The sequence below is a fragment of the Ruegeria sp. CK2 genome (assembly GCF_056536585.1).
Genome location: NZ_JBQFPW010000017.1, coordinates 13173 through 35902 on the forward strand (window position 1 = coordinate 13173; position 22730 = coordinate 35902).

General features: G+C 56.8%; 22 protein-coding genes. 12 read left to right on the forward strand and 10 right to left on the reverse strand.

The window, feature by feature from the left end:
* The 4 genes from ACR0BU_RS20710 to ACR0BU_RS20725 all read right to left on the reverse strand — a co-directional run bounded on the left by ACR0BU_RS20710 (position 1) and on the right by ACR0BU_RS20725 (position 3621).
* Positions 1 to 1407, reverse strand: a complete 1407-nt coding sequence (locus tag ACR0BU_RS20710) for a type II and III secretion system protein family protein (protein ID WP_298937040.1) — start codon at positions 1405 to 1407, stop codon at positions 1 to 3.
* A gap of 194 nt (positions 1408 to 1601) precedes the next feature.
* Positions 1602 to 2486 (reverse strand): Flp pilus assembly protein CpaB, encoded by an 885-nt coding sequence (gene cpaB, locus ACR0BU_RS20715; RefSeq protein WP_298937039.1) that lies wholly within the window; start codon positions 2484 to 2486, stop codon positions 1602 to 1604.
* A 266-nt stretch (positions 2487 to 2752) separates the two neighbouring features.
* Entirely contained in the window at positions 2753 to 2995 is a 243-nt protein-coding gene (locus ACR0BU_RS20720; protein WP_299082804.1) for a hypothetical protein, read from the reverse strand.
* 392 nt (positions 2996 to 3387) lie between these two features.
* Positions 3388 to 3621, reverse strand: coding sequence for a Flp family type IVb pilin (locus tag ACR0BU_RS20725; RefSeq protein WP_480738710.1), 234 nt, complete (start codon positions 3619 to 3621; stop codon positions 3388 to 3390).
* A 353-nt stretch (positions 3622 to 3974) separates the two neighbouring features.
* On the opposite strand from ACR0BU_RS20725, the gene ACR0BU_RS20730 reads away from it, so the two are divergent.
* The gene (locus tag ACR0BU_RS20730) at positions 3975 to 4841 is read left to right on the forward strand and encodes a lytic transglycosylase domain-containing protein (RefSeq protein WP_480738712.1); all 867 of its coding nucleotides are present in this window, start codon (positions 3975 to 3977) and stop codon (positions 4839 to 4841) included.
* 53 nt (positions 4842 to 4894) lie between these two features.
* On the opposite strand, the gene ACR0BU_RS20735 is transcribed toward ACR0BU_RS20730, so the two are convergent.
* From ACR0BU_RS20735 to tldD, 5 genes are all read right to left on the reverse strand, one after another.
* Complete coding sequence (locus ACR0BU_RS20735; protein ID WP_298937035.1) at positions 4895 to 5521, reverse strand: 3-oxoacid CoA-transferase subunit B; 627 nt, start codon at positions 5519 to 5521, stop codon at positions 4895 to 4897.
* Positions 5521 to 6225, reverse strand: coding sequence for a CoA transferase subunit A (locus tag ACR0BU_RS20740; protein WP_480738714.1), 705 nt, complete (start codon positions 6223 to 6225; stop codon positions 5521 to 5523). Before ACR0BU_RS20740 ends, ACR0BU_RS20735 begins: the two co-directional genes overlap by 1 nt.
* A gap of 98 nt (positions 6226 to 6323) precedes the next feature.
* Positions 6324 to 8963 carry a type I DNA topoisomerase gene (gene topA / locus ACR0BU_RS20745; RefSeq protein ID WP_480738715.1) on the reverse strand — a complete coding sequence of 880 codons (2640 nt, stop codon included), beginning with the start codon at positions 8961 to 8963 and terminating at the stop codon, positions 6324 to 6326.
* 186 nt (positions 8964 to 9149) lie between these two features.
* Positions 9150 to 10283 (reverse strand): DNA-processing protein DprA, encoded by a 1134-nt coding sequence (gene dprA, locus ACR0BU_RS20750; RefSeq protein ID WP_480738716.1) that lies wholly within the window; start codon positions 10281 to 10283, stop codon positions 9150 to 9152.
* Positions 10284 to 10522: 239 nt separating this feature from the next.
* Complete coding sequence (gene tldD, locus ACR0BU_RS20755; protein ID WP_480738718.1) at positions 10523 to 11944, reverse strand: metalloprotease TldD; 1422 nt, start codon at positions 11942 to 11944, stop codon at positions 10523 to 10525.
* 176 nt (positions 11945 to 12120) lie between these two features.
* On the opposite strand from tldD, the gene coxB reads away from it, so the two are divergent.
* The 11 genes from coxB to ACR0BU_RS20810 all read left to right on the forward strand — a co-directional run bounded on the left by coxB (position 12121) and on the right by ACR0BU_RS20810 (position 22109).
* On the forward strand, positions 12121 to 13032 hold the full coding sequence (gene coxB / locus ACR0BU_RS20760) for a cytochrome c oxidase subunit II (protein WP_298937030.1): 912 nt from the start codon (positions 12121 to 12123) through the stop codon (positions 13030 to 13032).
* 86 nt (positions 13033 to 13118) lie between these two features.
* Positions 13119 to 14075, forward strand: a complete 957-nt coding sequence (cyoE, locus tag ACR0BU_RS20765) for a heme o synthase (RefSeq protein WP_480738719.1) — start codon at positions 13119 to 13121, stop codon at positions 14073 to 14075.
* Complete coding sequence (locus ACR0BU_RS20770) at positions 14072 to 14233, forward strand: hypothetical protein (protein ID WP_298937028.1); 162 nt, start codon at positions 14072 to 14074, stop codon at positions 14231 to 14233. Before cyoE ends, ACR0BU_RS20770 begins: the two co-directional genes overlap by 4 nt.
* Positions 14233 to 14808 carry a cytochrome c oxidase assembly protein gene (locus ACR0BU_RS20775; RefSeq protein WP_480738720.1) on the forward strand — a complete coding sequence of 192 codons (576 nt, stop codon included), beginning with the start codon at positions 14233 to 14235 and terminating at the stop codon, positions 14806 to 14808. Before ACR0BU_RS20770 ends, ACR0BU_RS20775 begins: the two co-directional genes overlap by 1 nt.
* A gap of 22 nt (positions 14809 to 14830) precedes the next feature.
* Positions 14831 to 15646: a cytochrome c oxidase subunit 3 gene (locus ACR0BU_RS20780; protein ID WP_120633428.1), complete on the forward strand. Its 816-nt coding sequence runs from the start codon at positions 14831 to 14833 to the stop codon at positions 15644 to 15646.
* A gap of 165 nt (positions 15647 to 15811) precedes the next feature.
* Positions 15812 to 16489: an SURF1 family protein gene (locus ACR0BU_RS20785; protein WP_480738721.1), complete on the forward strand. Its 678-nt coding sequence runs from the start codon at positions 15812 to 15814 to the stop codon at positions 16487 to 16489.
* Positions 16486 to 17874, forward strand: coding sequence for a threonine synthase (gene thrC / locus ACR0BU_RS20790; RefSeq protein WP_480738723.1), 1389 nt, complete (start codon positions 16486 to 16488; stop codon positions 17872 to 17874). The genes ACR0BU_RS20785 and thrC overlap by 4 nt, the downstream gene beginning before the upstream one ends.
* On the forward strand, positions 17871 to 19133 hold the full coding sequence (locus ACR0BU_RS20795; protein WP_480738724.1) for a M16 family metallopeptidase: 1263 nt from the start codon (positions 17871 to 17873) through the stop codon (positions 19131 to 19133). The genes thrC and ACR0BU_RS20795 overlap by 4 nt, the downstream gene beginning before the upstream one ends.
* A complete protein-coding gene (locus ACR0BU_RS20800; protein WP_298937023.1) occupies positions 19133 to 19717 on the forward strand; it encodes a GNAT family N-acetyltransferase in 585 nt (194 codons plus the stop codon). The genes ACR0BU_RS20795 and ACR0BU_RS20800 overlap by 1 nt, the downstream gene beginning before the upstream one ends.
* A gap of 119 nt (positions 19718 to 19836) precedes the next feature.
* Entirely contained in the window at positions 19837 to 20655 is an 819-nt protein-coding gene (locus ACR0BU_RS20805) for an MBL fold metallo-hydrolase (protein ID WP_480738726.1), read from the forward strand.
* Between the two features lie 38 nt (positions 20656 to 20693).
* Positions 20694 to 22109: an FAD-binding oxidoreductase gene (locus tag ACR0BU_RS20810; RefSeq protein WP_480738728.1), complete on the forward strand. Its 1416-nt coding sequence runs from the start codon at positions 20694 to 20696 to the stop codon at positions 22107 to 22109.
* Between the two features lie 39 nt (positions 22110 to 22148).
* Here ACR0BU_RS20810 and ACR0BU_RS20815 read toward each other — a convergent pair whose 3' ends face one another.
* Positions 22149 to 22631 (reverse strand): fasciclin domain-containing protein, encoded by a 483-nt coding sequence (locus tag ACR0BU_RS20815; RefSeq protein ID WP_480738730.1) that lies wholly within the window; start codon positions 22629 to 22631, stop codon positions 22149 to 22151.
* Positions 22632 to 22730 lie beyond the last annotated feature (99 nt).

The window sequence follows — 22730 nt, forward strand, 5'->3', positions numbered from 1 at the left end:
TCAATCTAGGACATAACCGTAAGAGCTGCCGAAGTCTTGGTTGGCGACTTCAGAAGCTCCGCCGGCACCGATGCGTTCAGTGCGTGCGACGCGGCCATTTACGAACAGGTCGAACTCACTGGGCGGTTTGACGCGGTCGGTGGGCAACGCAAGCGCTTCTCCACGCGTTGGAGAAACCAGATGCGCAGTGATAATGATTACAAGTTCGCTTTGCTCGCGCTGGTATTCAGCACTACGGAACAGGGCGCCCAGCACCGGGACGTCACCCAACCAGGGAACCTGACTGCTCAGATCAGCGAAGTTGTCCTGAATCAGGCCAGCGATGGCAAAGCTTTCGCCGTCGCGCAGTTCGATCGTTGTTTTAGCTTGACGTGTGATGAAGCTTGGGACTGTGTCGCCGTTGATCGTGAAGTTCGAGCTGGTATCGATGCTGGATACTGCCGTCCCGAGTTCAAGGTTGATCAGGTCGCCATCAACGACGCGCGGGACAAAGTCCATTTCGACGCCAAACGCTTTGTATTCAATGGCAACAACACCATCGTCCTGTGGTACCGGGATCGGGACTTCGCCGCCCGCCAGGAACGATGCTTCCTGACCAGACAGAGCGGACAGGTTTGGTTCTGCCAGGCTGCGCGCAAGTCCTTTATTTTCAAGAGCTTCTAGAAGAAGACGAACCTGAGTTGACCCTGCACCAAACCCGAAAAGAATGGCACCTGTGTTTGACTGGACCAAGGGAATGTTGTTCCCAAGAGCGTTGGACAATGCACCTTGAGAGTTCAAGGTGTTGAAGCCCGCCGTAACGTCTCCACCACCAAAACCAAGCGATGCTGACAAGTTCTTTGCGACTGTGCGGTTCATTTCTGCAAACCGAACTTTCAGCATGACTTGTTGAACACCGCCCACGGACATCAGATTCGAAACACGTTCCGGCGCATAACGTTCTGCCAATTCAAGCGCGCGAGCAAGCTTTGCGGCACTGGATACGGTGCCGGACAAGACAATACCGTCATTGGCCGTGCGTACTTCGATCTGTTCTGCGGGAAGAATTTGACGCAACCGCTCTTTGAATTCGGTCACATCTGGTGCAACGCGAACCCGAACATTGGCAATCAGGTTTCCGGCGCCATCAAACAGTGTCATCGTTGTTGTGCCAGGTGCTTTACCTAACACGTAAATGGTACGATCAGAAAGCGATGAGATATCAGCAATGCCTGCGTTGGCAATACTAAGCTCTGCAAACGGTTGTTCGCTTTCAACAACGATCGCGCGGCTCATCGGCACATCCAGTGTTTCCACTGTGCCTTTCTTTACCACGCGAAGAGTTTCAGCCCAGGCGGCATCGCCGACCGGGCCCACAACAAGCGACAACCCCAGCAGGGTTGCGCTGATCCAGGAACGTATTGTCATGTGACCTGCCTCTCCGATCACGCCTCGTTTTTTGGGTCTTATGCCCTATGCTGAATGAGACTGCGCGAATTCCGAATTTATTGCAATAATCAATGGTTTCTGGAATTTTCCTTATGTGGACAATAGGCAACAACTAAAACGATCTAAGCCGCGCTATTGGCGCGGCTTAGATCAACTAACACTCTGAATTAAAGTCAATTTGTGCAGGGGATCTCGGTTACGACGATATCTCCGCCACGGCGTGTCTTGATGGTGCAAACTTGTTTCGGAGCCTTCTTTGGCGCCGGCGCAACATCCACAATACCAAGAAGCGACTTTTGGTCGACCTCAATAGTCGCCGTCGCGACGGCTTCTTCCTCAACGCCCACCAAGGCCAGCGACAGGCGACCTGTATTTTGGGCCTGGGCAAGCGATGCGACTTGCTGAGGCGTCGCGGCCACGGTGACCGTGCGTGCGATTGTGGCACCTGTAACGTCTGATCCCGCAGTTTGATCAACTGCGATCAGTTGGATTTTCGGCTGGATGAGGCGTGTGATCTCGCCTTCGGCACCGTCTACGATACCCCTAAGCGATCCCGTCCAATAGACATCGACATTGTCGCCGGGCCGCAAAAAACCGGACACGCCCGATGCGACGTCAACACTGATTGCAAAGGCGCGCATGCCTTTTTCGAGGCGCGACGTCAAACCGGCCTTTTCACCTGGTTCGGTGATTTTGACAGCCATGAGTGCTTCGTCTTTTTCCATGGTCCTAAGAACGTACCGATCACCATTGGCCGTTTCAGGAAAAAGCGCAGTCATCTCAAGGAAACTTCCTTCGGGCACGGCATTCTCTGGCCAGTCCACGATTCGCACATCTTCTTGGGCTAACTTTTCGCCGTACTTCAGTAGCCGGTTCGAAACGATGACGCTGACTGTAGGAATCACTTCCACCTGAGCATTTGCCAAAGCTTCTTGCGCCGCCAAGCGTTCCCGCGCGAGCTCGGCTTGATATGCTGAGATATAGTTGCGCGCCATATAGACCGCTCCACCGGCCAAGGCGATCCCGACGATTAGGACAAGTCCAAAAACTGCTCGCATGTACATACCTCTTTATTGCCTTGGCGTCGCGTGTACCGGCCTAAGCAAAATAATGAAACAGCATATTCTTTAGAACGAAATTGTGTCGAAAAATTGGACAAAATATCGAATTGCGCGCTTCATCGCTATTTTGGCACCAGACTTACAGCCGGAGCCTAGAAGTTTTGCATGTATTCAACGGTGACGAAACGCCACTGATCATGCGATAGCATTTGGGAATAGAGTGCAGCTAGCGTGTAGTTGCTAAGCTGCCGGGCGAGGAAAAGTTACCCGCCGCCGCCGGCCGTGCCTGCTGTCGTGAAGCCACCCGCGCCACCGAGACTTGTGCCGGTGCTGACAGTTGAGCTGCTTAGCGCAGAGTTAACATTGCCGCTTAAGCCAATCGTTCCTGTCTGGATAGCGAAGTATAGCAACGTGGCCAGGCCGATTATCAAAGCTGTTAACACAACCCAGTCCACCGTTACGGCGCCGTCTTCCGACACTTTGAAGGCTTTAAAAAACCGGTTCATGTTTTGCCTTTCTAGCAGCCTGCCGCCGGGCGATGCCTGACGAGAAGTTGATAATTGATTGGCGCCGATGCGCTATTTCGTTCATATATTTGTGATCGTCATGGATGGCGGGAATTGGGCAAAACATTGATTTATATGCCGTAATCTCGACTTATTAAGCAACAATCAAGCGCTGGAACGTAGTATTATTCCCGCAATGAACACCATGTTCTGATGTGCTGGTTAAGGAGGCTGCAAATGAGCCTCCAAACTTTCACCGAGCGAAAAGCCTAGTTTGAGCGCAGAGATATTCGGGCACAGAGGTGTTTGGCCTGCGTAAGTGTTCAACTAACAAGAAAAAACCGCGCCCAGAAAGGGCGCGGTCTCGTCTCCGGAAAGGAGAAATATCAGGCTTAGTTGTTGGTGCCTTCGCCGGTGATACCACCCGCGGTACCAGCGTTGGTGCCGGTGCTGATGGTTGCGCCCGACAGAGCGGTGTTCACGTCGGTGGCCAGGCCAACCGCACCGTCAGAAATCTGTGTGTAAGCAACGGTGCCCAGGCCGATGACTGCAGCGGTCAGAACGACCCAGTCAACTGTTACGGCGCCGTCTTCGTCTTTGCGGAAGTTCTTGATGAACTTGATCATGTTATGTCCCTCCTAAAGGATCTAAAAAAAGTCTGTTGAACCTCGGCGTCTTCCAGAGCTTTCTCTCTCAGTCCGCTCAAGTCCGTCTCGGTATGGGACAAGTTTTGCCCTTCACGCGTGGCAGGAATTGGGCCAAACGCGGATTTTTTGTCGTCGGGCTTAACTTTTTGATGATAAATTGCCTAACAATATGATTTTAAACAGTAAAAATTTCATTAACCAATGTCAGAGGTTGTTGTAGCGATGCAAAATTGCGGCAAATGAGGCGAAATTGCCCCATTTCGCTTTGTTTTTCTGGCGTTGCGGGAAGATTCGGGGTTCAAATCGCGGAAAAGAAAACATGAGGCAGGCAAATGAATCCCCGGGACGCACTTATATGCGCCGGCGTGTTGGCGTTTCTGACATCGGGCGTGGCGCCAGCAATCGCGACCGAAGTTGAGCCGCGTGGTGTTTACAAGCGGATCAAGGCCCCAGCGCCTGGGGATCGCCCGCGCATCACCGTGCAGATCACCGAAGAAGAGCACGCTGCCAGACCTTCCGCCCCTAGTACAGGTGTTGAACTGGCTGTCCCGGAAGTCGCCACGCCTGCAAAAATCACTCCGCCTTCCGCCCCAGGTGCTGGTGTCAAAGCAAATCCAAAAGGGGCGTACACAGCCTTTTGGGACAGGATCTCGCCTGAATTGGCCCAAGCAGGATCAGGGCGGTTGGACGACGCCATCAACGCTCTGGCCGCAACCAGCGTAAGATCACCCCGGCTGCAGACGTTACAGAACATCGCGCAAGAGCAAGGGATTGAGATCCTGCGCTCTACGGTTGGCACCAACGTATCACCTGCGCTGGTCCTAGCAGTCATTTCGGTGGAATCTGCCGGTCGTGTGGATGCCGTTAGCTCCGCAGGTGCGCAGGGGCTTATGCAATTGATGCCTGCCACTGCCAAACGGTTTGGCGTTCAGGACAGTCTCAAACCAGAGCAGAACATCGCAGGGGGCGTGAAATATCTGAACTGGTTGATGGGAGAGTTCGGAAACGATCCGATTCTGGTCTTGGCTGGCTACAATGCCGGAGAAGGCGCCGTACGCAAACACAGTGGCGTGCCACCTTATTCTGAAACACGGGACTATGTTCCCAAGGTTCTTGCCGCGTTTCAGATCGCCCGAGCGCTGTGCACCACGCCTCCTGATCTGATTTCAGATGGCTGCGTATTTCAGACGTCAAACTAACAAAGCCCGCCAAATCCGGCGGGCTTTTGATTTGGACCCGGTCGCCTAAGGGGCTAGGTGACGATCTTTGCTTCGGTTGCGGCGCGCATTTCATCTTCGCTGACACCATCCGCCAGTTCGACGATCTTCAGGCCACCCTCGACCACATCCAAAACACCGAGATTGGTTATGATGCGATCCACAACGCCTTTGCCCGTCAACGGCAAAGTGCATTTTGACAGAACTTTTGAATCACCGTGCTTGTTGGTGTGGTCCATTACGACGATGACGCGGCCTACGCCCGCCACAAGATCCATGGCGCCACCCATTCCCTTAACCAGCTTCCCAGGGATCATCCAGTTGGCCAGATCGCCTTTTTCATCCACTTCCATCGCGCCCAGAATTGCAGCGGCGATTTTACCGCCCCGGATCATTGCAAAGGATGTGGCACTGTCGAAATAGGCGGTGCGGGACAATTCGGTGATCGTCTGCTTGCCCGCATTGATCAGGTCAGGGTCCTCTTCGCCCTCGAACGGGAAGGGCCCCATACCAAGCATGCCGTTTTCGGATTGCAGCGTGATGTCTTTGTCACCCACGTAGTTCGCCACCAGGGTCGGGATCCCGATGCCGAGGTTTACATACATGCCGTCTTCAAGCTCATCCGCTGCACGAGCAGCCATCTGATTTCGGTCCCAGGGCATTATGCGTCCTCCTTCTTGCGGGTGGTGCGTTGTTCAATACGCTTTTCATGGCTGCCTTGAACAATGCGATTCACATAGATGCCGGGCAGGTGGATCGAATCCGGGTCCAGCGAGCCGCGTGGAACAATCTCTTCCACCTCGGCTACACAGATTTTGCCGCAGGTTGCCGCTGGTACATTGAAGTTCCGGGCAGTTTTCCGAAACACCAGATTGCCTGTATCGTCCGCTTTCCACGCTTTGACGATGGCCAGGTCAGCGAAAAGGCCTTCTTCAAGGATATAGGTTTCGCCGTTGAAATCCTTATGTTCCTTGCCATCGGCAATCACTGTGCCCACACCAGTCTTGGTATAAAAGCCAGGAATACCTGCGCCACCGGCGCGCATGCGTTCGGCCAGTGTGCCTTGAGGGTTGAACTCTAGCTCTAGTTCGCCGCTGAGGTACTGACGCATGAACTCTGCGTTTTCGCCAACATATGAACTGATCATCTTCTTGACCTGCTTGGTCTGTAGCAAAATACCGATGCCGAAATCATCAACGCCTGCATTGTTCGAGGCAAAGGTCAGATTCTGAGCACCGGAGTCTTTGATTGCCTCAAGCAGCAGCTCGGGAATGCCGCACAGGCCGAACCCGCCTGCGGCAATCAGCATGCCATCCGACAACACCCCATTGAGCGCATCGGCGGCATTGGCATAGACTTTCTTCATGGAAAACTCCCCCAATGACATGGTGATGGGCAGGTTGTGCCGCCACGTCACGGGGAAGTCAATGAAACCAAGGGGGTGATGGTATTTCTACCTAACGGCTAACTGGCGGCCTTCTTGGTCGTTTTCTTCGGTGCCGTTTTTTTCTTTGGCGCCGCTTTTTTCTTGGAGCCTTTCTTGGCCGCCTTCTCGTTGGCCAGCTCGACCGCCATTTCCAGCGTTACATCCTCGGGTTTGATGTCGTTTGGCAAGGTCGCATTGACCTTTTCCCATTTGACATAAGGCCCATAGCGCCCATCCAGCACCTGCATCGCGCCGCCATCGGGATGCTCACCTAAGTCTTTCAGTGGTTTTGCAGCCGCCTGTCCGCGCCGACCCGGATTGGCGCGTTTTTCGGCCAACAGCTCTACAGCGCGGTTCATACCGATCTCGAACACATCATTTGGGTCTTTGAGGTTGGCATAGACGGGTTTGGCTTCATCGGCCAACTGATGCATCAGGTAAGGACCAAACCGTCCGAAATTTGAGGTGATCATACCGCCTTCGGGATGATCGCCAATCTGGCGTGGCAGGCTGAGCAGGGTCAGCGCCTTTTCCAGATCAAGGTCATCCTTACTCCAACCGCGCGGCAGGGATGCGCGTGGCGGCTTTTTGTTCTCGGGCGTGGGCTCACCACGTTGCACATAAGGTCCGAACCGGCCGGACTTCAGCCAGATTTCATCGCCTGCGTCTTCGCCCAGCAGGCGTTCTTCGCCCTGTGCGCCTTCGCCGGCGATAGGTCGCGTATAGGTACATTCAGGGTAATTGCCACAGCCGACGAACCCGCCGGTGCGTGACGTTTTCAGGTGGAGCTGCCCAGCACCGCATTTCGGACAGATACGAGGGTCACTACCATCCTCGCGCGGAGGATAAAGCTGCGGGGCCAGTGCCTCGTCGAGCTTGTCCAGCACTTCGGAAATGCGAAGCTCGGACGTTTCGCCAATCGCTGCCGAGAAATCGCGCCAGAACTTGCTCAGCAACTCTTTGTAGTCGCGGCCACCGGCGCTCACGTCGTCTAGCTGCTCTTCTAACGTTGCGGTGAATTCATAGCCCACATATTGCCGGAAGAAATTCAGCAGGAAGATCGTAACGATGCGCCCCTTCTCTTCGGGGATTAGCCGGTTCTTGTCCTTGCGCACATATTCGCGATCCTGAATCGTAGTCACGATCGAGGCATAGGTTGACGGCCGTCCGATGCCTAGCTCTTCCATGCGTTTGACCAGCGTTGCCTCAGTATAGCGCGGGGGCGGTTGGGTATGGTGTTGCAGGGCCAACACGGATTCGTTTTCAGATAAGACCGCCTCTTTCGCAACTCTGTCACCGCTGTCGCTTGTCGCCTTGGCGAACTGCTCGCGCAGCAAAGCCTTGGCAAATGGCGACGGATCGCCCTGCATGATTTGCGGCAGGCGCTTGTCGTCCTCATCGGCGACATCGTCACGGCCTTCTTCGTAAACCCGCATGAAACCATCGAACATCACCACTTGCCCGGTGGCGCGTAGTCCGACCTGTCCATCAGCGCTGCCGATCTCAACCGTGGTGCGTTCAAGACGCGCCGCCGCCATCTGGCAGGCGATGGTACGTTTCCAGATCAGGTCATACAGCTTGCGCTGATCCTCATCCGTCAGCTTCAGCGTCTTGGCATCGCGGGACATATCCGTTGGACGTATACACTCGTGGGCTTCTTGGGCGTTCTTGGCCTTGTTCTTGTACATACGCGGGCTGTCCGGCACGTATTCAGCGCCATAGCGGTCGCCAATCACATCGCGTGTGGCTGTCACAGCCTCGGGTGCCATGTCGATCCCGTCTGTCCGCATATAAGTAATGTAGCCAGCCTCATACAGACGTTGCGCCACCTGCATCGCATGGCGCGCGCCCATGCCGAACTTGCGGCTGGCTTCCTGCTGCAAGGTCGACGTCATAAACGGGGCGCTGGGATTGCGGGCGGCGGGCTTGGCCTCGACCGAGGTGACGCTCAGAGCGCGGCTGGTGATCGCTTGAACCGCCAACTCTGCCTGCGTCGCATTCGTCAGGTCGTGTTTATCCAGTTTTTTGCCGGCCAGAGTGACAAGACGCGCCTCATAGGTCTGACCGCGTGGTGTTTCGAACAACGCGCGCACCGACCAGTATTCGACGGGCTTGAACGCCTCGATCTCCATCTCGCGTTCGACGATCAGGCGCAGGCAAACCGATTGCACGCGGCCTGCAGATTTCGCTCCGGGCAGTTTCCGCCACAGAACAGGCGACAGGTTAAAGCCGACAAGATAGTCCAACGCACGACGGGCCAGATAGGCCTCGACCAGCGGCATATCGACCTGACGTGGGTTCTGCATCGCCTCGGTCACGGCGTCTTTTGTGATCGCGTTAAAGGTCACGCGGCTAACTGGCGTGTCCTTCTTGATCGACCGGCGCTTGGTCAATGCCTCCTGCAAGTGCCAGCTGATCGCCTCTCCCTCGCGATCGGGGTCAGTGGCGAGGATCAGGGCGTTATCTTCTTTCAGTGCGTCGGCAATGGCTTTGACATGTTTGCGACTGTCGCTGCCGACTTCCCATTTCATGGAAAATTCATCATCGGTATCAACCGATCCATCCTTGGGCGGCAGGTCCCGCACATGGCCGTAAGAGGCCAAAACTGTGTAGTCGGGGCCAAGGTATTTATTGATCGTTTTAGCTTTGGCCGGAGATTCTACAACAACTACAGGCATTTAAGGGAAGACCTCGCTCGACGGATATGGCGCCTTATATGGCGGTGCAAAATGTGTGGGGCAAGATCGAATTGTCAATGCGTTCCTTTTGACCAACGAGTTGGGGCCAAAAAACCATTCTATTACAACCTGGTCATACGCGAACTAATTTGAGTGTTCACGCAGGGTTGCAGCCTTGTGGCGGCTTCAAGCCGACAGCGCCAGCAGGCCGCCTGGTTGTCGCTGTATGCGTCCGTCGAGCTCTAGGTCGACCAGAGCCGGGCCGATTTCGCCAGCGCTTGCTGCGATGTCGCGGATCAATTGATCCTCGGCGATTGGTGAAGGACCAAGCCGTGTCAGAATCTCGTGATGCAGGGTTGCTGGCGATGCCCCACGCGAGTGCGTGGCAACCAGCGGTGCGATCACTTCCTTTTCAACCGTGTTCTGCCGCTGCGGTAGGGCGTCAACGACGTCGTCGGCTGATCGGACCAGTGTTGCACCATCGCGAATCAACAGGTTGCACCCTGCGGCCCTGGCGTCAAATGGATGGCCGGGAACAGCCAGCACCTCGCGCCCCTGATCCAGCGCATCCCGCGCAGTAATCAGGCTGCCCGATTTCGCCGCTGCTTCAACCACGACGACAGCCTGCGCCAACCCTGATATGATGCGATTCCGGCGCGGAAAGTGCCGCGCCTGAGGCGTTACGCCCATCGGTTGCTCTGACAATCGTAGCCCGGTTGTTGCAATGTCATGCGCCAGGTCAGCGTTTTCTGCCGGATAGATCACGTCGACGCCACCGGCCATCACGGCCACGGTGCCGGTGTTCAGTGTGGCCATATGGGCTGAGGTATCGATGCCGCGTGCCAGTCCTGAGACTACGGTATATCCCTGTTCCCCCAGCTCTTTGGCCAGACCACGCGCCATTCTTGCGCCCAGAGAGGAACAATTGCGTGCGCCGACCATTGCAATCGCGGGACGCTCCAGGATCGAGATGTCGCCAATGGCCCACAAAAGTGGCGGAGCGTCTGATACATCGTGCAGGGCTTTGGGAAAATCGGCGGCGCCAAGGCACAAAAGCCGTGCTTTGGCAGCCTTTGCGGCCTTGATCTCCGCCTCGACGACGCCCGGAGGGCATATTTCATACCCTTCTATCCCGGCGGCGCGTGCCATTTCAGGCAGCGCGGCCAGCGCGTTCTGCGCTGACCCGTGCTCGCTGAGCAGGCGCCGGAACGTTGCCGGGCCAACCTTGCGCGAGCGCAACAGACGGAGCCAGGAAAACCGGTCCTCTTCCGTGGTGGGTGGGAGTGGGGGGTGATTGGAAGAAAGCTGCTCTTCGGTCATCCGATGCTCCGCCTGATTGCAGAACTGGTTTACGGGAGACCGGGTTAACACCTGGTGAATCTCAATAAATTATCCGCAATCCTTTCTGAGATTACTACGACAAACATATTTATCTATATGTAAAATAAACAGAAAATGGTTTTGTCGGTATTCAGGGATACGTCAGGCAAAAAGAAAATGCGTCAAACAAAAAAGGCGCAAGGTTAACCGTGCGCCTTGTGAAACGGCCCGGTTCCGACTCAGGCGGCCGATCCTCCGATGGTCAGGCCATCCATCAGGACCGTGGGTTGACCAACACCAACCGGCACCCATTGTCCGTCCTTGCCGCAGGTGCCCATGCCGGGGTCCAGCGCCATGTCATTGCCCAGTCCGCGAATACGCTTCAGCGCCGATGGGCCATCGCCGATCAGCGTTGCACCCTTGACAGGTGCGCCGATCTTGCCGTTTTCAACACGATACGCTTCGGTGCAGGAAAACACGAATTTGCCGTTGGTGATGTCCACCTGACCACCGCCAAAGCCGACCGCCCAGATGCCATCCTTGATCTCGGACACCAACTCTACAGGATCGGCGTCGCCGCCCAGCATGATCGTGTTGGTCATCCGAGGCATCGGTTTGTGCGCATAGCTTTGCCGCCGACCATTGCCGGTTGGTGAAACGCCCATCAAACGCGCGTTCTGTCGGTCCTGCATGTATCCGGTCAGGATACCATCTTCGATCAGCACCGTCCGCGAACTTGGCGTGCCCTCATCATCTACCGAGATCGACCCGCGCCGATCTGCAATTGTGCCGTCATCCACAACGGTCACACCTTTCGAGGCGATCTGCTGGCCCATCAACCCAGAAAAGGCCGAGCTGCCTTTGCGGTTGAAATCTCCCTCCAGCCCATGACCGATTGCCTCGTGCAGCAGGATACCGGGCCAGCCGGGACCTAGTGCCACTTCCATCACGCCCGCCGGGGCAGGGACCGCATCCAGGTTGACCAGAGCGACCCGCAGAGCCTCGCGGGCCTTGTCCTGCCAATCGGTTGGATCAATCAGCCCGCTTAGTCCCACGCGGCCGCCGCCACCTGCCGAGCCGCTCTCGCGCCGCCCGTTCTGTTCGACGATGACAGAGATGTTCACGCGTGTCATTGGACGCACATCGCGCACCAGCACGCCGTCGGGGCGCAGGATTTCGACCTCTTGCACCGCAGCGGCAATGGTCGCGCTAACTTGCACGACCCGCGAATCCAGATCTCGGGCAAAGGCGTCGATCTCGCGCAGCGTTTCAACCTTCACAGGGAAACTGGCCGAGTCGATCGGATCTTCGTCCGTGTACAGACGTTTGTTGGTGGCCATCGGCGCCCCGGCAAGCGTGCCCCCGCCATCGCCTACGGCCAACCGCGCGGTTTCTGCGGCCCGCTTCAGGGAGGGGATCGAAACATCGGTTGAATGGGCGTAACCCGCCACTTCTCCCTGCACTGCCCGCAGGCCGAACCCTTCGGATGCGTCATACGAGGCCGTGCGCAGACGGCCATCGTCAAAGACCAGCGCCTCAGATTTACGCCGTTCTACAAACAGCTCACCGTCTTCCGCGCCGGCGGTTGCGGACCGCAGAACGGCCAGTGCTTCATCATGCGGAAGTGCGCTCTCAAATGGGCGAAACGGGGCTTGAGACATGGGTTGCGGCCTTTCCGGTTTGATCCAGATCAAAAATAGCGTCTGTTTGACGCAAGCATTTTGCTTTATCTACCCGACGGAATATGGTTTTTAACGCGGCCAAAGACAACGGGTGAGGTGTGACCGATTCACACCTTTTCGCCAGGGACGTAAAGATCAAACGATCAGGACAGAACATGAAGAATGCTTTGATGCTTTCGGGGTTAGTGACAGCCCTCTCCAGCCTTCCCGCCATGGCTCAGGAGCTTGAAATTATTGGCAAGCCAGTTGATGGCGGTTGGGGCTTTCAGCCAGCGGCCACTGTACTTGCCGATCAGATACATCGTCTCGATACGATGATTCTGGTGATCATCACCGTGATCTGTGTGTTCGTTGCGGGGCTTCTGGTCTATTGCATCGTGCGCTACAACAAGCGCGTCAATCCAACGCCAGCGGGCTTTTCACACTACACCCCCGTGGAAATTGCGTGGACGCTTGGACCTATCGTGATTCTGGTTTTTATCGGCGCTTTCTCATTGCCCGTTCTGTTCCAGCAACAGGAAATTCCTAAGGGCGATGTCGTCATCAAAGTTGTCGGCAACCAGTGGTACTGGACCTATGAATATGTCGATCATGATTTTGCGTTCGACAGCTATCTGCTGGGCCACCCGGCGACGTTGGACGAAGGAACGCGCCCCGCGGATGCCGATGTGACCCCGTTTGTTCTGGACGATGCAATGCGCGCCAAGCTGTCCGACGCCGGCTACAGCTCGGATGAATGGCTGCTGGCGACAGATACCGCAGTTGTTGTGCCGGTGAACAAAGTGGTGGTGATGCAAGTGACCGCATCAGACGTGATCCATTCCTGGACGATCCCATCGTTCGGCGTGAAGCAGGATGGTGTGCCGGGCCGCTTGGCCGAGCTGTGGTTTGAAGCTGAGAAAGAAGGCATCTATTTTGGCCAGTGTTCGGAATTGTGCGGCAAAGACCACGCCTATATGCCGATCACCGTCAAGGTGGTGAGCCAGGAAGCGTATGACGAATGGCTGACAGGCGCGATCGACGAATACGCAGGCTTGCCGCAGAGCTTTAAGGTCGCCTCGAACTGAGCGCGGATAGGGTAGGGTCTGCCTACCCGACTTAAGATGCAAGCTGTGCGGGGTTTCGCGCAGCTTTCGCCCCAGAAGGACCGGAAATGACCGACGCAAGCATCAATGCCAGCACCGTAGCCGCGCAGCCCCGCGCGGACGAGGCCAGCTTTGGCGATTACTTCGCCCTGCTGAAGCCGCGCGTGATGTCTCTTGTTGTCTTCACGGCTCTGGTCGGATTGCTGGCCGCGCCGGTTCCGGTTCATCCGTTTGTCGGGTTCTGCGCTATTTTGTTCATAGCGATAGGCGGCGGTGCTTCGGGTGCCCTGAACATGTGGTGGGACGCGGATATCGACAAGGTGATGAAACGAACCAAAGGTCGTCCGATCCCCTCCGGCAAGATTGAAGAAGGCGAAGCACTGGCGTTGGGGCTGGCGCTGTCCGGCCTGTCCGTGATCATGCTGGGGCTGGCGACCAATTGGATTGCCGGCGCGTTTCTGGCTTTCACGATTTTCTTCTATGTTGTCGTCTATACGATGTGGCTGAAACGTTCGACGCCGCAGAACATCGTGATTGGCGGTGCTGCCGGGGCATTTCCGCCGGTCATCGGCTGGGTCGCAGCCACAGGCTCGATGCCACTTGAGCCGTGGTTGATGTTTGCCCTGACCTTCATGTGGACGCCACCGCATTTCTGGGCGCTGGCGCTGTTCATGCGGTCGGATTACGACGATGCGGGCGTGCCGATGCTGACCGTGACGCATGGCCGACGTGCAACCCGGACGCATATCCTGATCTACACTGTCCTGCTTGCGGTACTGGCCGTTGGAACTGCGTTCTCCAATATTGGCGGTCCCGTGTATCTGACGGTTGCCCTTATCCTGAATGCGCTGTTCCTAAGCGGTGCCTGGAAGATTTCGCGCCGGACCGAAGCCGACTCGGAAGCGGATAACTTCAAGGTCGAGCGGTCTTTCTTCAAGCTGTCATTGCTCTATCTCTTTCTTCATTTCGGCGCGATCCTGGTTGAAGCGTTGCTGAAACCCTACGGATTGGGAGGTTGGTCATGAGCTTGCGCAAAAGCCACGAACTGCATCAGCGCCGTTTCGGGCGCAATCTGGGCGTGGGGCTGACGTTGGCAGCGTTCATCGTCATCATTTTCGGCCTGACCGTCGTCAAGGTCTCGGGCACCGATTTTGGAATGGCGCAGCAAGAGGTTCAGAACTAATGGCACTGACCGGTCCTCAGAAGACTGTTGCGCAAACGGTGGGTGTGGTTGTTCTGATGGGTGGCCTGGCTTGGGCATCTGTGCCCTTCTATGACTGGTTCTGCCGCGTCACCGGGTTTGGTGGCACAACAGGTGTAGCTGAGGCCGCCCCCGAAGACATTCTGGATCGGACCGTGACAGTGCGCTTCGATGCGTCCAAAGCCAAGGACATGGCCTGGGAATTCAAACCGGTTGCGCGCGAGATGGAGGTCCGCATCGGTGAAACCGGATTAGCCTTTTACGAGGCCCATAACCCGACCGACCGCCCCATTGCTGGACAAGCGTCATATAACGTGGCGCCCTATTCTGCAGGTGGGTATTTTCAGAAAATTGCTTGCTTCTGCTTTGAAGAGCAGGTGCTGCAACCCGGGGAACGGGTTGAGATGCCGGTAAGTTTCTTCGTCGATCCTGAAATCGTCGAAGATCTTGAAGCCAAATATGTGCATACGATCACTCTGTCGTATACATTCTACGAAATTGACCTGCCCGAGGGCTATGCCGCCCTTGACGCGCAGTCCGATAAAAAAACGAACTAACGCCTGTAGGTGAGGGACGCTGATGGCACACGCTAAAGACCATGACTACCATATTCTGAACCCATCAATCTGGCCGCTGATTGGCGCCGTTGGCGGATTTGTGATGCTGTTCGGAGCCGTCCTGTGGATGCACGGAGTCACTCCGTGGATGTTCTGGGCGGGCCTGATTGCCGTGCTTTATACCATGTTCGCCTGGTGGTCCGAGGTTGTGGTTGAAAGCCGTCAAGGGGATCACACGCCGGTTGTCCGCATCGGCCTGCGCTACGGCTTCATCCTGTTTGTTATGTCCGAGGTGATGTTCTTCTTTGCCTGGTTCTGGTCGTTCTTCAAACATCGCATGTATCCGATGTATGACTATGCCGGCACCGAATACATCCAGCCGGATATTCACGCGGTCGACCCGTTCCACCTACCTTTGATCAACACGCTGGTCCTGCTGCTGTCAGGCTGTGCCATCACCTGGGCGCACCATGCGCTGGTGCATGACAATGATCGCAAGGCGCTGATCAATGGTCTGGCTATTGGTATTGTCCTTGGGGTTGCGTTCACCGCGCTGCAGGCGTTCGAGTATTACGAATTGCTGGCGCATGAGGGCTGGAAGTTCGGCGATGATCAATTCTATTCGAACTTCTTCATGGCAACGGGTTTCCACGGTTTCCACGTCCTTATCGGAACGATCTTCCTGTCGGTTTGTTTGATCCGGGCGCTGCGCGGGGACTTTACGCCAGAAAAGCATGTCGGGTTCGAAGCCGCAGCCTGGTACTGGCACTTCGTGGACGTTGTTTGGCTGTTCCTTTTCTTCGCTGTCTACATCTGGGGCCAGGCCCCGTTGATGTAGCGCCTGTCAGGCTATCCAATTGCAAAAGCCGCCCTGAGGGGCGGCTTTTTCTCTATCCGGGGCGCAAGATTGCGCCCCATACAATTGCGCGGTTGCATTTACGTCTGCGCAGACTTTAACAAGGCGCCGGTTCTGACGCCTAACTGCAACAAACACGGGTTCGAAATGCGCCGCATCCTGTTCCTGCTGATCTTCGGAATTGCCGGTTTGGCGATCCTGCTGTCGCTTGGCGCATGGCAGGTGCAACGTTTGCATTGGAAAGAGGGTTTGTTGGCAGATATCGACACCCGCATCTCAGGAGATCCGGTAAGACTGCCTGACCTAATCGATCCCGCAACGCATCGTTATCTGCCGGTTGTTGTGGCCGGAGAGATGCTGCGGGGGGAAATCCATGTACTGGTCTCGGTCAAGCAGGTGGGTCCCGGATATCGTATCATTGCACCGTTCAAATCGGGTGAGCGTACATTGATGATCGACCGTGGCTTTGTCTCGACCACAGCCAAATCAACCCTGCGTCAGCTTGGCGAGATGGAGATCATCGGCAATCTGCATTGGCCGGATGAGATCGATGGTTACACGCCCGCGCCGGACATGGATGAAAACATCTGGTTTGCCCGCGACGTCCCTGCATTGGCCAGTGAATTGGGAACCGAGCCGGTGTTGCTGATCGCCCGCTCGCAAACCGACCCCGACATCACCCCACTGCCTGTGCTGACCGCAGGCATACCGAATGATCACCTGCAATATGCGGTGACCTGGTTTGGTTTGGCCCTGGTCTGGGTCGCGATGACTGGGTATTTTCTGTGGCGCAGTCGCGCCCTGTCTGAGAGTGAAACGCAATGAAATACATCTCGACCCGTGGGCAAGCGCCCGAACTGAGCTTTGAAGACGCGATGCTGACCGGGTTGGCCCGCGACGGCGGCCTCTATGTGCCTGCCGAATTCCCGGTGATGTCGCGGGATGACATCGCTGCTTTGGCTGGTCTGCCTTATGAGGACATCGCGTTTCGGGTGATGTGGCCTTATGTGAGGGGATCGTTTGCTGAAGATGAGTTCAAGGAGATCATCGCCCGTGCTTACAAGGGCTTCGGTCACGACGCCCGGGCGCCGCTGAAACAGCTGAATGAGAACCACTTTCTACTGGAACTGTTTCACGGACCGACATTGGCCTTCAAGGATTTCGCCATGCAGTTGATTGGTCAGCTGTTTCAGGTGGCGCTTAAGCGGCGCGGGGATCGCGTGACCATCGTGGGCGCGACGAGTGGCGACACCGGCTCGGCCGCGATTGAGGCGTTCCGGGGGTTAGACGCGGTTGACGTGTTCATTCTGTATCCGCATGGCCGCGTGTCCGAGGTGCAACGCCGTCAGATGACGACGCCCGCGGACAGCAACGTACATGCACTGGCGGTTGATGGCGATTTTGACGATTGTCAGGCTGCCCTGAAAGACATGTTCAACGACTTCGACTTCCGCGATGGCGTGAAACTGGCCGGCGTGAACTCGATCAATTTCGCCCGGGTTCTGGCGCAGATCGTGTATTATTTCTCTGCCGCCGCCAGTCTGGGTGCGCCGCATCGCAAGGTCAGTTTCACCGTGCCCACCGGAAACTTCGGGGATATCTTCGCAGGCTACCTTGCTAAGCGCATGGGCCTGCCGATCGACCGTCTGGTGGTTGCGACAAACCAGAATGATATCTTGCACCGCTGCTTGTCGGGGCACGGGTATTTCAAGGGCGACACGATCCCCTCGATCAGCCCTTCGATGGATATTCAGGTCAGCTCGAATTTTGAACGCGCGCTGTTTTATGCTTATGGCGAGGACGGAAGCGCCGTTGCGCAGTTGATGGACGAATTGAAACAGGGCGGATTCAACATCAGCCAGGGCGCGATGCAGGCCCTGAGTGAGAGTTTCGACTCGGGACGGGTGTCGGAAGAAGAGACTCTTGCGACAATCAAATCCACCTTGGCTAACAGCGTAGAACTGGTTTGCCCACACACCGCTGTTGGGATCAAAGTGGCCGAGGATCATCGCACGGCTGACGTCCCAATGATCACGCTGGCCACCGCGCATCCCGCGAAATTCCCCGCTGCGGTCGAGCAGGCCAGCGGCGTACATCCGCCTCTTCCCTCTCGCATGTCTGATCTGTATGAACGTCCGGAACGGGTGACCCGCATTGCAAATGATCTGGGCGCCCTCGAGGATCATATCAAAGGGCATATCGCCGAGTGACTGTCAGACAAGACCAACTGAAGAACGGATTTCGTATCGTCAGTGAACATATGCCGGGGCTGCAATCGGCAGCCATCGGCATCTGGGTAACCGCCGGTGCGCGCAATGAGCGGATCGAACAGAACGGCATCGCCCATTTCCTTGAGCATATGGCGTTCAAGGGAACCGAGCGTCGATCCGCACTGCAAATCGCAGAAGCGATCGAGGATGTGGGCGGTTATATCAACGCCTATACCTCGCGCGAGGTGACGGCCTACTATGCGCGTGTTTTGAAGGACGACGTTTCGCTGGCGATGGATGTGATCGGCGACATCGTTCTGAATCCGATCTTTGATCCGCGCGAGATTGAGGTTGAACGCGGCGTAATCCTGCAAGAGATCGGCCAGGCCTATGACACGCCCGACGATGTGATCTTTGACTGGCTGCAAGAGCAGAGCTATCACGACCAACCTTTGGGCCGGACTATTCTTGGCCCGACTGAGCGGGTCAGCGCGTTTTCGAAAGAAGATCTGTCGGGGTTTGTCGCGGAACATTATGGCCCTGACCAAATGATCTTGTCTGCCGCAGGCGCAGTGGATCATGACGTATTGATGAAAACAGCCGAAGAGATGTTCGGCCACCTTCAGCCACGCAAGGGCCTGATCGCCGAGGCCGCCCGGTTCACTGGGGGCGAAGCGCGTCAGGACAAAGAGCTGGAACAGGCCCATTTCGCCTTGGCGCTGGAAAGCCCGGGCTATCGCGACGATGCGATCTATACGGCGCAGATTTATTCGACAGCGCTGGGCGGTGGCATGTCTTCGCGTCTGTTCCAGGAAGTCCGTGAAACGCGTGGGCTTTGCTATACGATCTTTGCTCAGACCGGGGCCTATGCCGATACGGGCACGACCACGATCTATGCCGGAACGTCCGCCGATCAGATCAGCGAGTTGGCCAACATCACCATCGATGAGATGAAGCGCGCCGCCGAAGACATGACGGAAGAAGAGGTCGCCCGCGCCCGCGCCCAGATGAAAGCCGGAATGCTGATGGGGCTGGAAAGCCCGTCAAACCGTGCCGAGCGGCTGGCGCGGCTGGTTCAGATCTGGGGGCAGGTGCCTTCGCTTGAAGACACGGTGTCCAAGATCAACGCGGTCTGCACCGAAGACGTGCGCGCCTTTGCCGAAGATATGGCTGTTCAGGCCCCGGCAGCGCTGGCTTTGTACGGCCCGGTCTCGGGCGCGCCAACGCTGGCTGAATTGCAGGAGAGGCGCGCGGCGTGATGCTGTTAGGCAGACGCAAGCTGAAACTCGAAACCGAGCGCCTGAGCTTGCGCCCGCCCGTGCATTCCGATTTCAACGAATGGGCGGCGCTGCGGCGATCGTCTAGAGATTATCTGACTCCGTGGGAGCCGATCTGGGCCAGGGATCACCTGACTCGCAAGTCGTTCACCAACCGTGTTTATTGGGCTCAGCGCTCTGTCGCAGGCGGCACAGCGATCCCGCTGTTCTTGTTCCGCCGATCCGATGAGGCTCTGTTAGGGGCGATCACGTTGGACAATGTCCGCCGTGGGCCGGCTCAGGCCGGGACATTGGGCTATTGGACGGGGCAATCCTTTGCCCGTCAGGGATACATGCGTGAGGCCATTGGCGCCGTGTTGCACCACGCCTTCACCCGCCTTGACCTCAGCCGAATCGAGGCTGCCTGTTTGCCTGAAAACGCCGCTTCGCGCGGGTTGCTGGAAAGTTCTGGGTTCAAATACGAGGGCGTGGCGCAGTCGTATTTGCAGATCAACGGACGGTGGCGCACGCATGTTCTGTACGCCAGCCTACGATCCGACCGGCGTGGCCGCACAGACGCAGGGTAGGCATTTTGGGAACGCTACTAGGGGCGCTGCCTTCGACGCGGGTCGCGTCTCCCCCGAGATATTTTTGGCCAGTTGAACAAGAGGCATGACTTATACACGCTGTGCGCTACACTTGGCTCATGCGGTGGTTCGTTGCGGTATTGATGGTGATCGGGGGTGGAGCAGTGGCGCAGGAGCGTCGGCCGAGCCATTGTATTGCCATTGCTGATGCGGCACCGGGGATCGAGTATCTGCACAAAGCAGCGTGGAGTGACCCGGTTCCAGAGTATTCCGTTCGGATCAGCTATATCGCCCATGCATCCTTTCTGATCCAGACCCGGGGTGGGCTGAATGCCGTGACAGATTTCACAGGGTTCATCGGCAGCGCGGCGCTGATCCCTGATATCGTCACCATGAACCATGCTCATGATACCCATTGGACGGCGCATCCCGATCCGGCCATCCCGCATGTTTTGCCGGGCTGGGGTGAGTTTGGGCAGGGTATCGAACATCACCTCGATCTGGGCGAAATGCTAGTGCGCAATGTGTCGACGGATATCCGTTCGGTTTATGGCGGGATTGAGGAGCGCGGTAATTCGATTTTTGTGTTCGAGGTCGAAGGCCTTTGCATCGGACATCTCGGCCACTTGCACCATGTCCCGTCGGATGAACAATTCGCTGCTCTGGGGCGGTTGGACGTGGTGATGGCGGCGGTGGATGGCGGCACAACCATGCCATTGCCGGAAATGATTTCGGTACTGAAGAGGCTAAAAAGCTCGGTCATTATTCCGATGCACTGGTTTTCGGGATTTTCGCTGGACCGATTCCTGGTCGACATCCGCAACGACTTCCCGGTGGAACGCAAAGGGGTCTCAGAAATCACTGTGTCACTCAGCGACTTACCAGATCGGCCCACCGTCGTGGTGCTTGAGCCGCGCTATCTGATCGAGCTGGAATAGGGCTTGTCGTTGGGGCATGCGTTGGGCAAGGAAGGGGTATGAGTTTGAACCCTGCTGATGACCGCGTTGCTGCCCTGATCCGCACAGAACTGGGTGGCGATATTTTACGCCCGGTCTCTGACCGCTACCTTGACGAACCTCGGAACCGATTTGTGGGCCATATCGGCCTGCTGGCCCTGCCGCGCAACGTGGAAGACGTTGCTGCGCTGGTGCGCCTTGCCGCCGCGGCACAGGTGCCGGTGGTGCCCTACGGTGGCGGAACTGGATTGGTCGGCGGGCAGGTAATGACCCAAGGCCCGGCACCACTGCTGATTTCGTTGGAACGGATGACGGCCATTCGGGCGGTGTATCCGACCGAAAACGTTCTGGTGGCCGAAGCGGGTGCTGTGCTGTCCGACGTGCAAGATGCCGCCGGAACGGCTGATCGCCTGTTTCCGCTGTCTTTGGCCGCGCAAGGGTCCTGTCGGATCGGAGGTAACCTGTCCACCAATGCGGGCGGGGTCAATGTCTTGCGCTATGGCAACGCGCGCGACCTTTGCCTTGGGTTGGAAGCTGTGCTGCCCGACGGTCAGATTTGGCATGGCCTCAGCCGTTTGCGCAAGGACAACACTGGGTACGACCTGCGCAACCTGTTGATCGGGGCTGAAGGCACGCTGGGGATCATAACCGCCGCCGCGCTGAAACTCTTCCCGCGTCCAGCTGCAACTGGAACTGCGGTGTTTCAGGTGCCGTCACCTGAGGCAGCAATCGATCTGCTTGCAGCCGCGCGAGATCAGGTAGGAGAAACCGTCAGCACGTTCGAATTGTTCCACCGGCAGGGGCTTGATTTCCTGACCGAGGTCTTGCCGGATGTCCGCCAACCCTTTGAAGTCAAACCCGAATGGTGTGTGTTGATAGAACTGGGGCTGCCGAAGGGTCAGTTGGCTGCCGACGCGCTCACAACTCTTTTCGAACATGCCGAAGCGCAAGGATTGGTCAGCGATGGGGTCATCGCCCAAAGCGAAGCACAGCGGGCCGATCTGTGGGCGGTGCGAGAGCGTATCCCCGAAGCCAATCGTCTGATTGGATCGGTATCGAGCCACGATATCTCGGTCCCGATCTCAAGAATCCCTGAATTCATCCGACAAGGCGCAGACGTAGTGGCCGCGCTTGGCCCGTTCCGGATCAATTGCTTTGGTCATTTGGGGGATGGGAATTTGCACTACAACGTGTTCCCGCCTAAAGGTCAGAACCGGTCGGATTATGAGAAGGAGCGTAGCTTAGTCAAAACCGCTGTGCATGACCTTGCGGATAGGTTCGATGGGTCCGTCAGCGCGGAACATGGGATTGGGCGCCTGAAGACATCTGATTTGGAGCACTACGGCGATCCTGCAAAGCTCAGCGCTATGCGAGCGATCAAGGCCGCACTTGATCCCAAAGGCATCATGAATCCCGGTGCTGTGCTGAAAGGGTGAACACGGCCTGGTCAGACCAAGCCGTGTTTGGACGTTCGGTTACGAACTGGGCAGGATCACTTTGTCGATGACGTGGATCACGCCATTCGAAGTCTCGATATCAGCCTGAACGACGTTTGCATCATTGACCATCACACCCGAATCTAGATCGATGGTGATGTCACCGCCCTGCACGGTGGCCGCGGTCATGTCGTCGGACAGATCCCCCGACATCACTTTGCCCGGGACCACATGATAGGTCAGGACAGCAACCAGCTGATCCTTGTTTTCTGGCTTCAGCAGATCGGCCACAGTCCCTTCCGGCAACGCGGCAAACGCATCATCGGTGGGGGCAAACACGGTGAACGGGCCTTCGCCTTTAAGCGTGTCGACCAATTCAGCGGCCTGAACGGCGGCAACGAGGGTTTCAAAACTGCCAGCTGCGACGGCAGTGTCCACGATGTCCTTGCCGTGACCATCGGCCATGGCAGAGGTAGTGAACAGGATCGAAGCGACACCGGCGACGGCGAATTTGCGGAACATGATGTAGTCTCCCTGAGTTGAAATGCTTCATGCAGCATCAACAGGGATACGGAGCGACCACACAATAAGATCACCGGGCAAAAGCGGTATTCATGCTTG

Coding starts and splice junctions, on each gene's coding strand:
- ACR0BU_RS20710 (WP_298937040.1), bottom strand. CDS start 1,407: ATGACAATACGTTCCTGGATCAGCGCAACCCTGCTGGGGTTGTCGCTT.
- cpaB (WP_298937039.1), bottom strand. CDS start 2,486: ATGCGAGCAGTTTTTGGACTTGTCCTAATCGTCGGGATCGCCTTGGCC.
- ACR0BU_RS20720 (WP_299082804.1), bottom strand. CDS start 2,995: ATGAACCGGTTTTTTAAAGCCTTCAAAGTGTCGGAAGACGGCGCCGTA.
- ACR0BU_RS20725 (WP_480738710.1), bottom strand. CDS start 3,621: ATGATCAAGTTCATCAAGAACTTCCGCAAAGACGAAGACGGCGCCGTA.
- ACR0BU_RS20730 (WP_480738712.1), top strand. CDS start 3,975: ATGAATCCCCGGGACGCACTTATATGCGCCGGCGTGTTGGCGTTTCTG.
- ACR0BU_RS20735 (WP_298937035.1), bottom strand. CDS start 5,521: ATGCCCTGGGACCGAAATCAGATGGCTGCTCGTGCAGCGGATGAGCTT.
- ACR0BU_RS20740 (WP_480738714.1), bottom strand. CDS start 6,225: ATGAAGAAAGTCTATGCCAATGCCGCCGATGCGCTCAATGGGGTGTTG.
- topA (WP_480738715.1), bottom strand. CDS start 8,963: ATGCCTGTAGTTGTTGTAGAATCTCCGGCCAAAGCTAAAACGATCAAT.
- dprA (WP_480738716.1), bottom strand. CDS start 10,283: ATGACCGAAGAGCAGCTTTCTTCCAATCACCCCCCACTCCCACCCACC.
- tldD (WP_480738718.1), bottom strand. CDS start 11,944: ATGTCTCAAGCCCCGTTTCGCCCATTTGAGAGCGCACTTCCGCATGAT.
- coxB (WP_298937030.1), top strand. CDS start 12,121: ATGAAGAATGCTTTGATGCTTTCGGGGTTAGTGACAGCCCTCTCCAGC.
- cyoE (WP_480738719.1), top strand. CDS start 13,119: ATGACCGACGCAAGCATCAATGCCAGCACCGTAGCCGCGCAGCCCCGC.
- ACR0BU_RS20770 (WP_298937028.1), top strand. CDS start 14,072: ATGAGCTTGCGCAAAAGCCACGAACTGCATCAGCGCCGTTTCGGGCGC.
- ACR0BU_RS20775 (WP_480738720.1), top strand. CDS start 14,233: ATGGCACTGACCGGTCCTCAGAAGACTGTTGCGCAAACGGTGGGTGTG.
- ACR0BU_RS20780 (WP_120633428.1), top strand. CDS start 14,831: ATGGCACACGCTAAAGACCATGACTACCATATTCTGAACCCATCAATC.
- ACR0BU_RS20785 (WP_480738721.1), top strand. CDS start 15,812: ATGCGCCGCATCCTGTTCCTGCTGATCTTCGGAATTGCCGGTTTGGCG.
- thrC (WP_480738723.1), top strand. CDS start 16,486: ATGAAATACATCTCGACCCGTGGGCAAGCGCCCGAACTGAGCTTTGAA.
- ACR0BU_RS20800 (WP_298937023.1), top strand. CDS start 19,133: ATGCTGTTAGGCAGACGCAAGCTGAAACTCGAAACCGAGCGCCTGAGC.
- ACR0BU_RS20805 (WP_480738726.1), top strand. CDS start 19,837: ATGCGGTGGTTCGTTGCGGTATTGATGGTGATCGGGGGTGGAGCAGTG.
- ACR0BU_RS20810 (WP_480738728.1), top strand. CDS start 20,694: ATGAGTTTGAACCCTGCTGATGACCGCGTTGCTGCCCTGATCCGCACA.
- ACR0BU_RS20815 (WP_480738730.1), bottom strand. CDS start 22,631: ATGTTCCGCAAATTCGCCGTCGCCGGTGTCGCTTCGATCCTGTTCACT.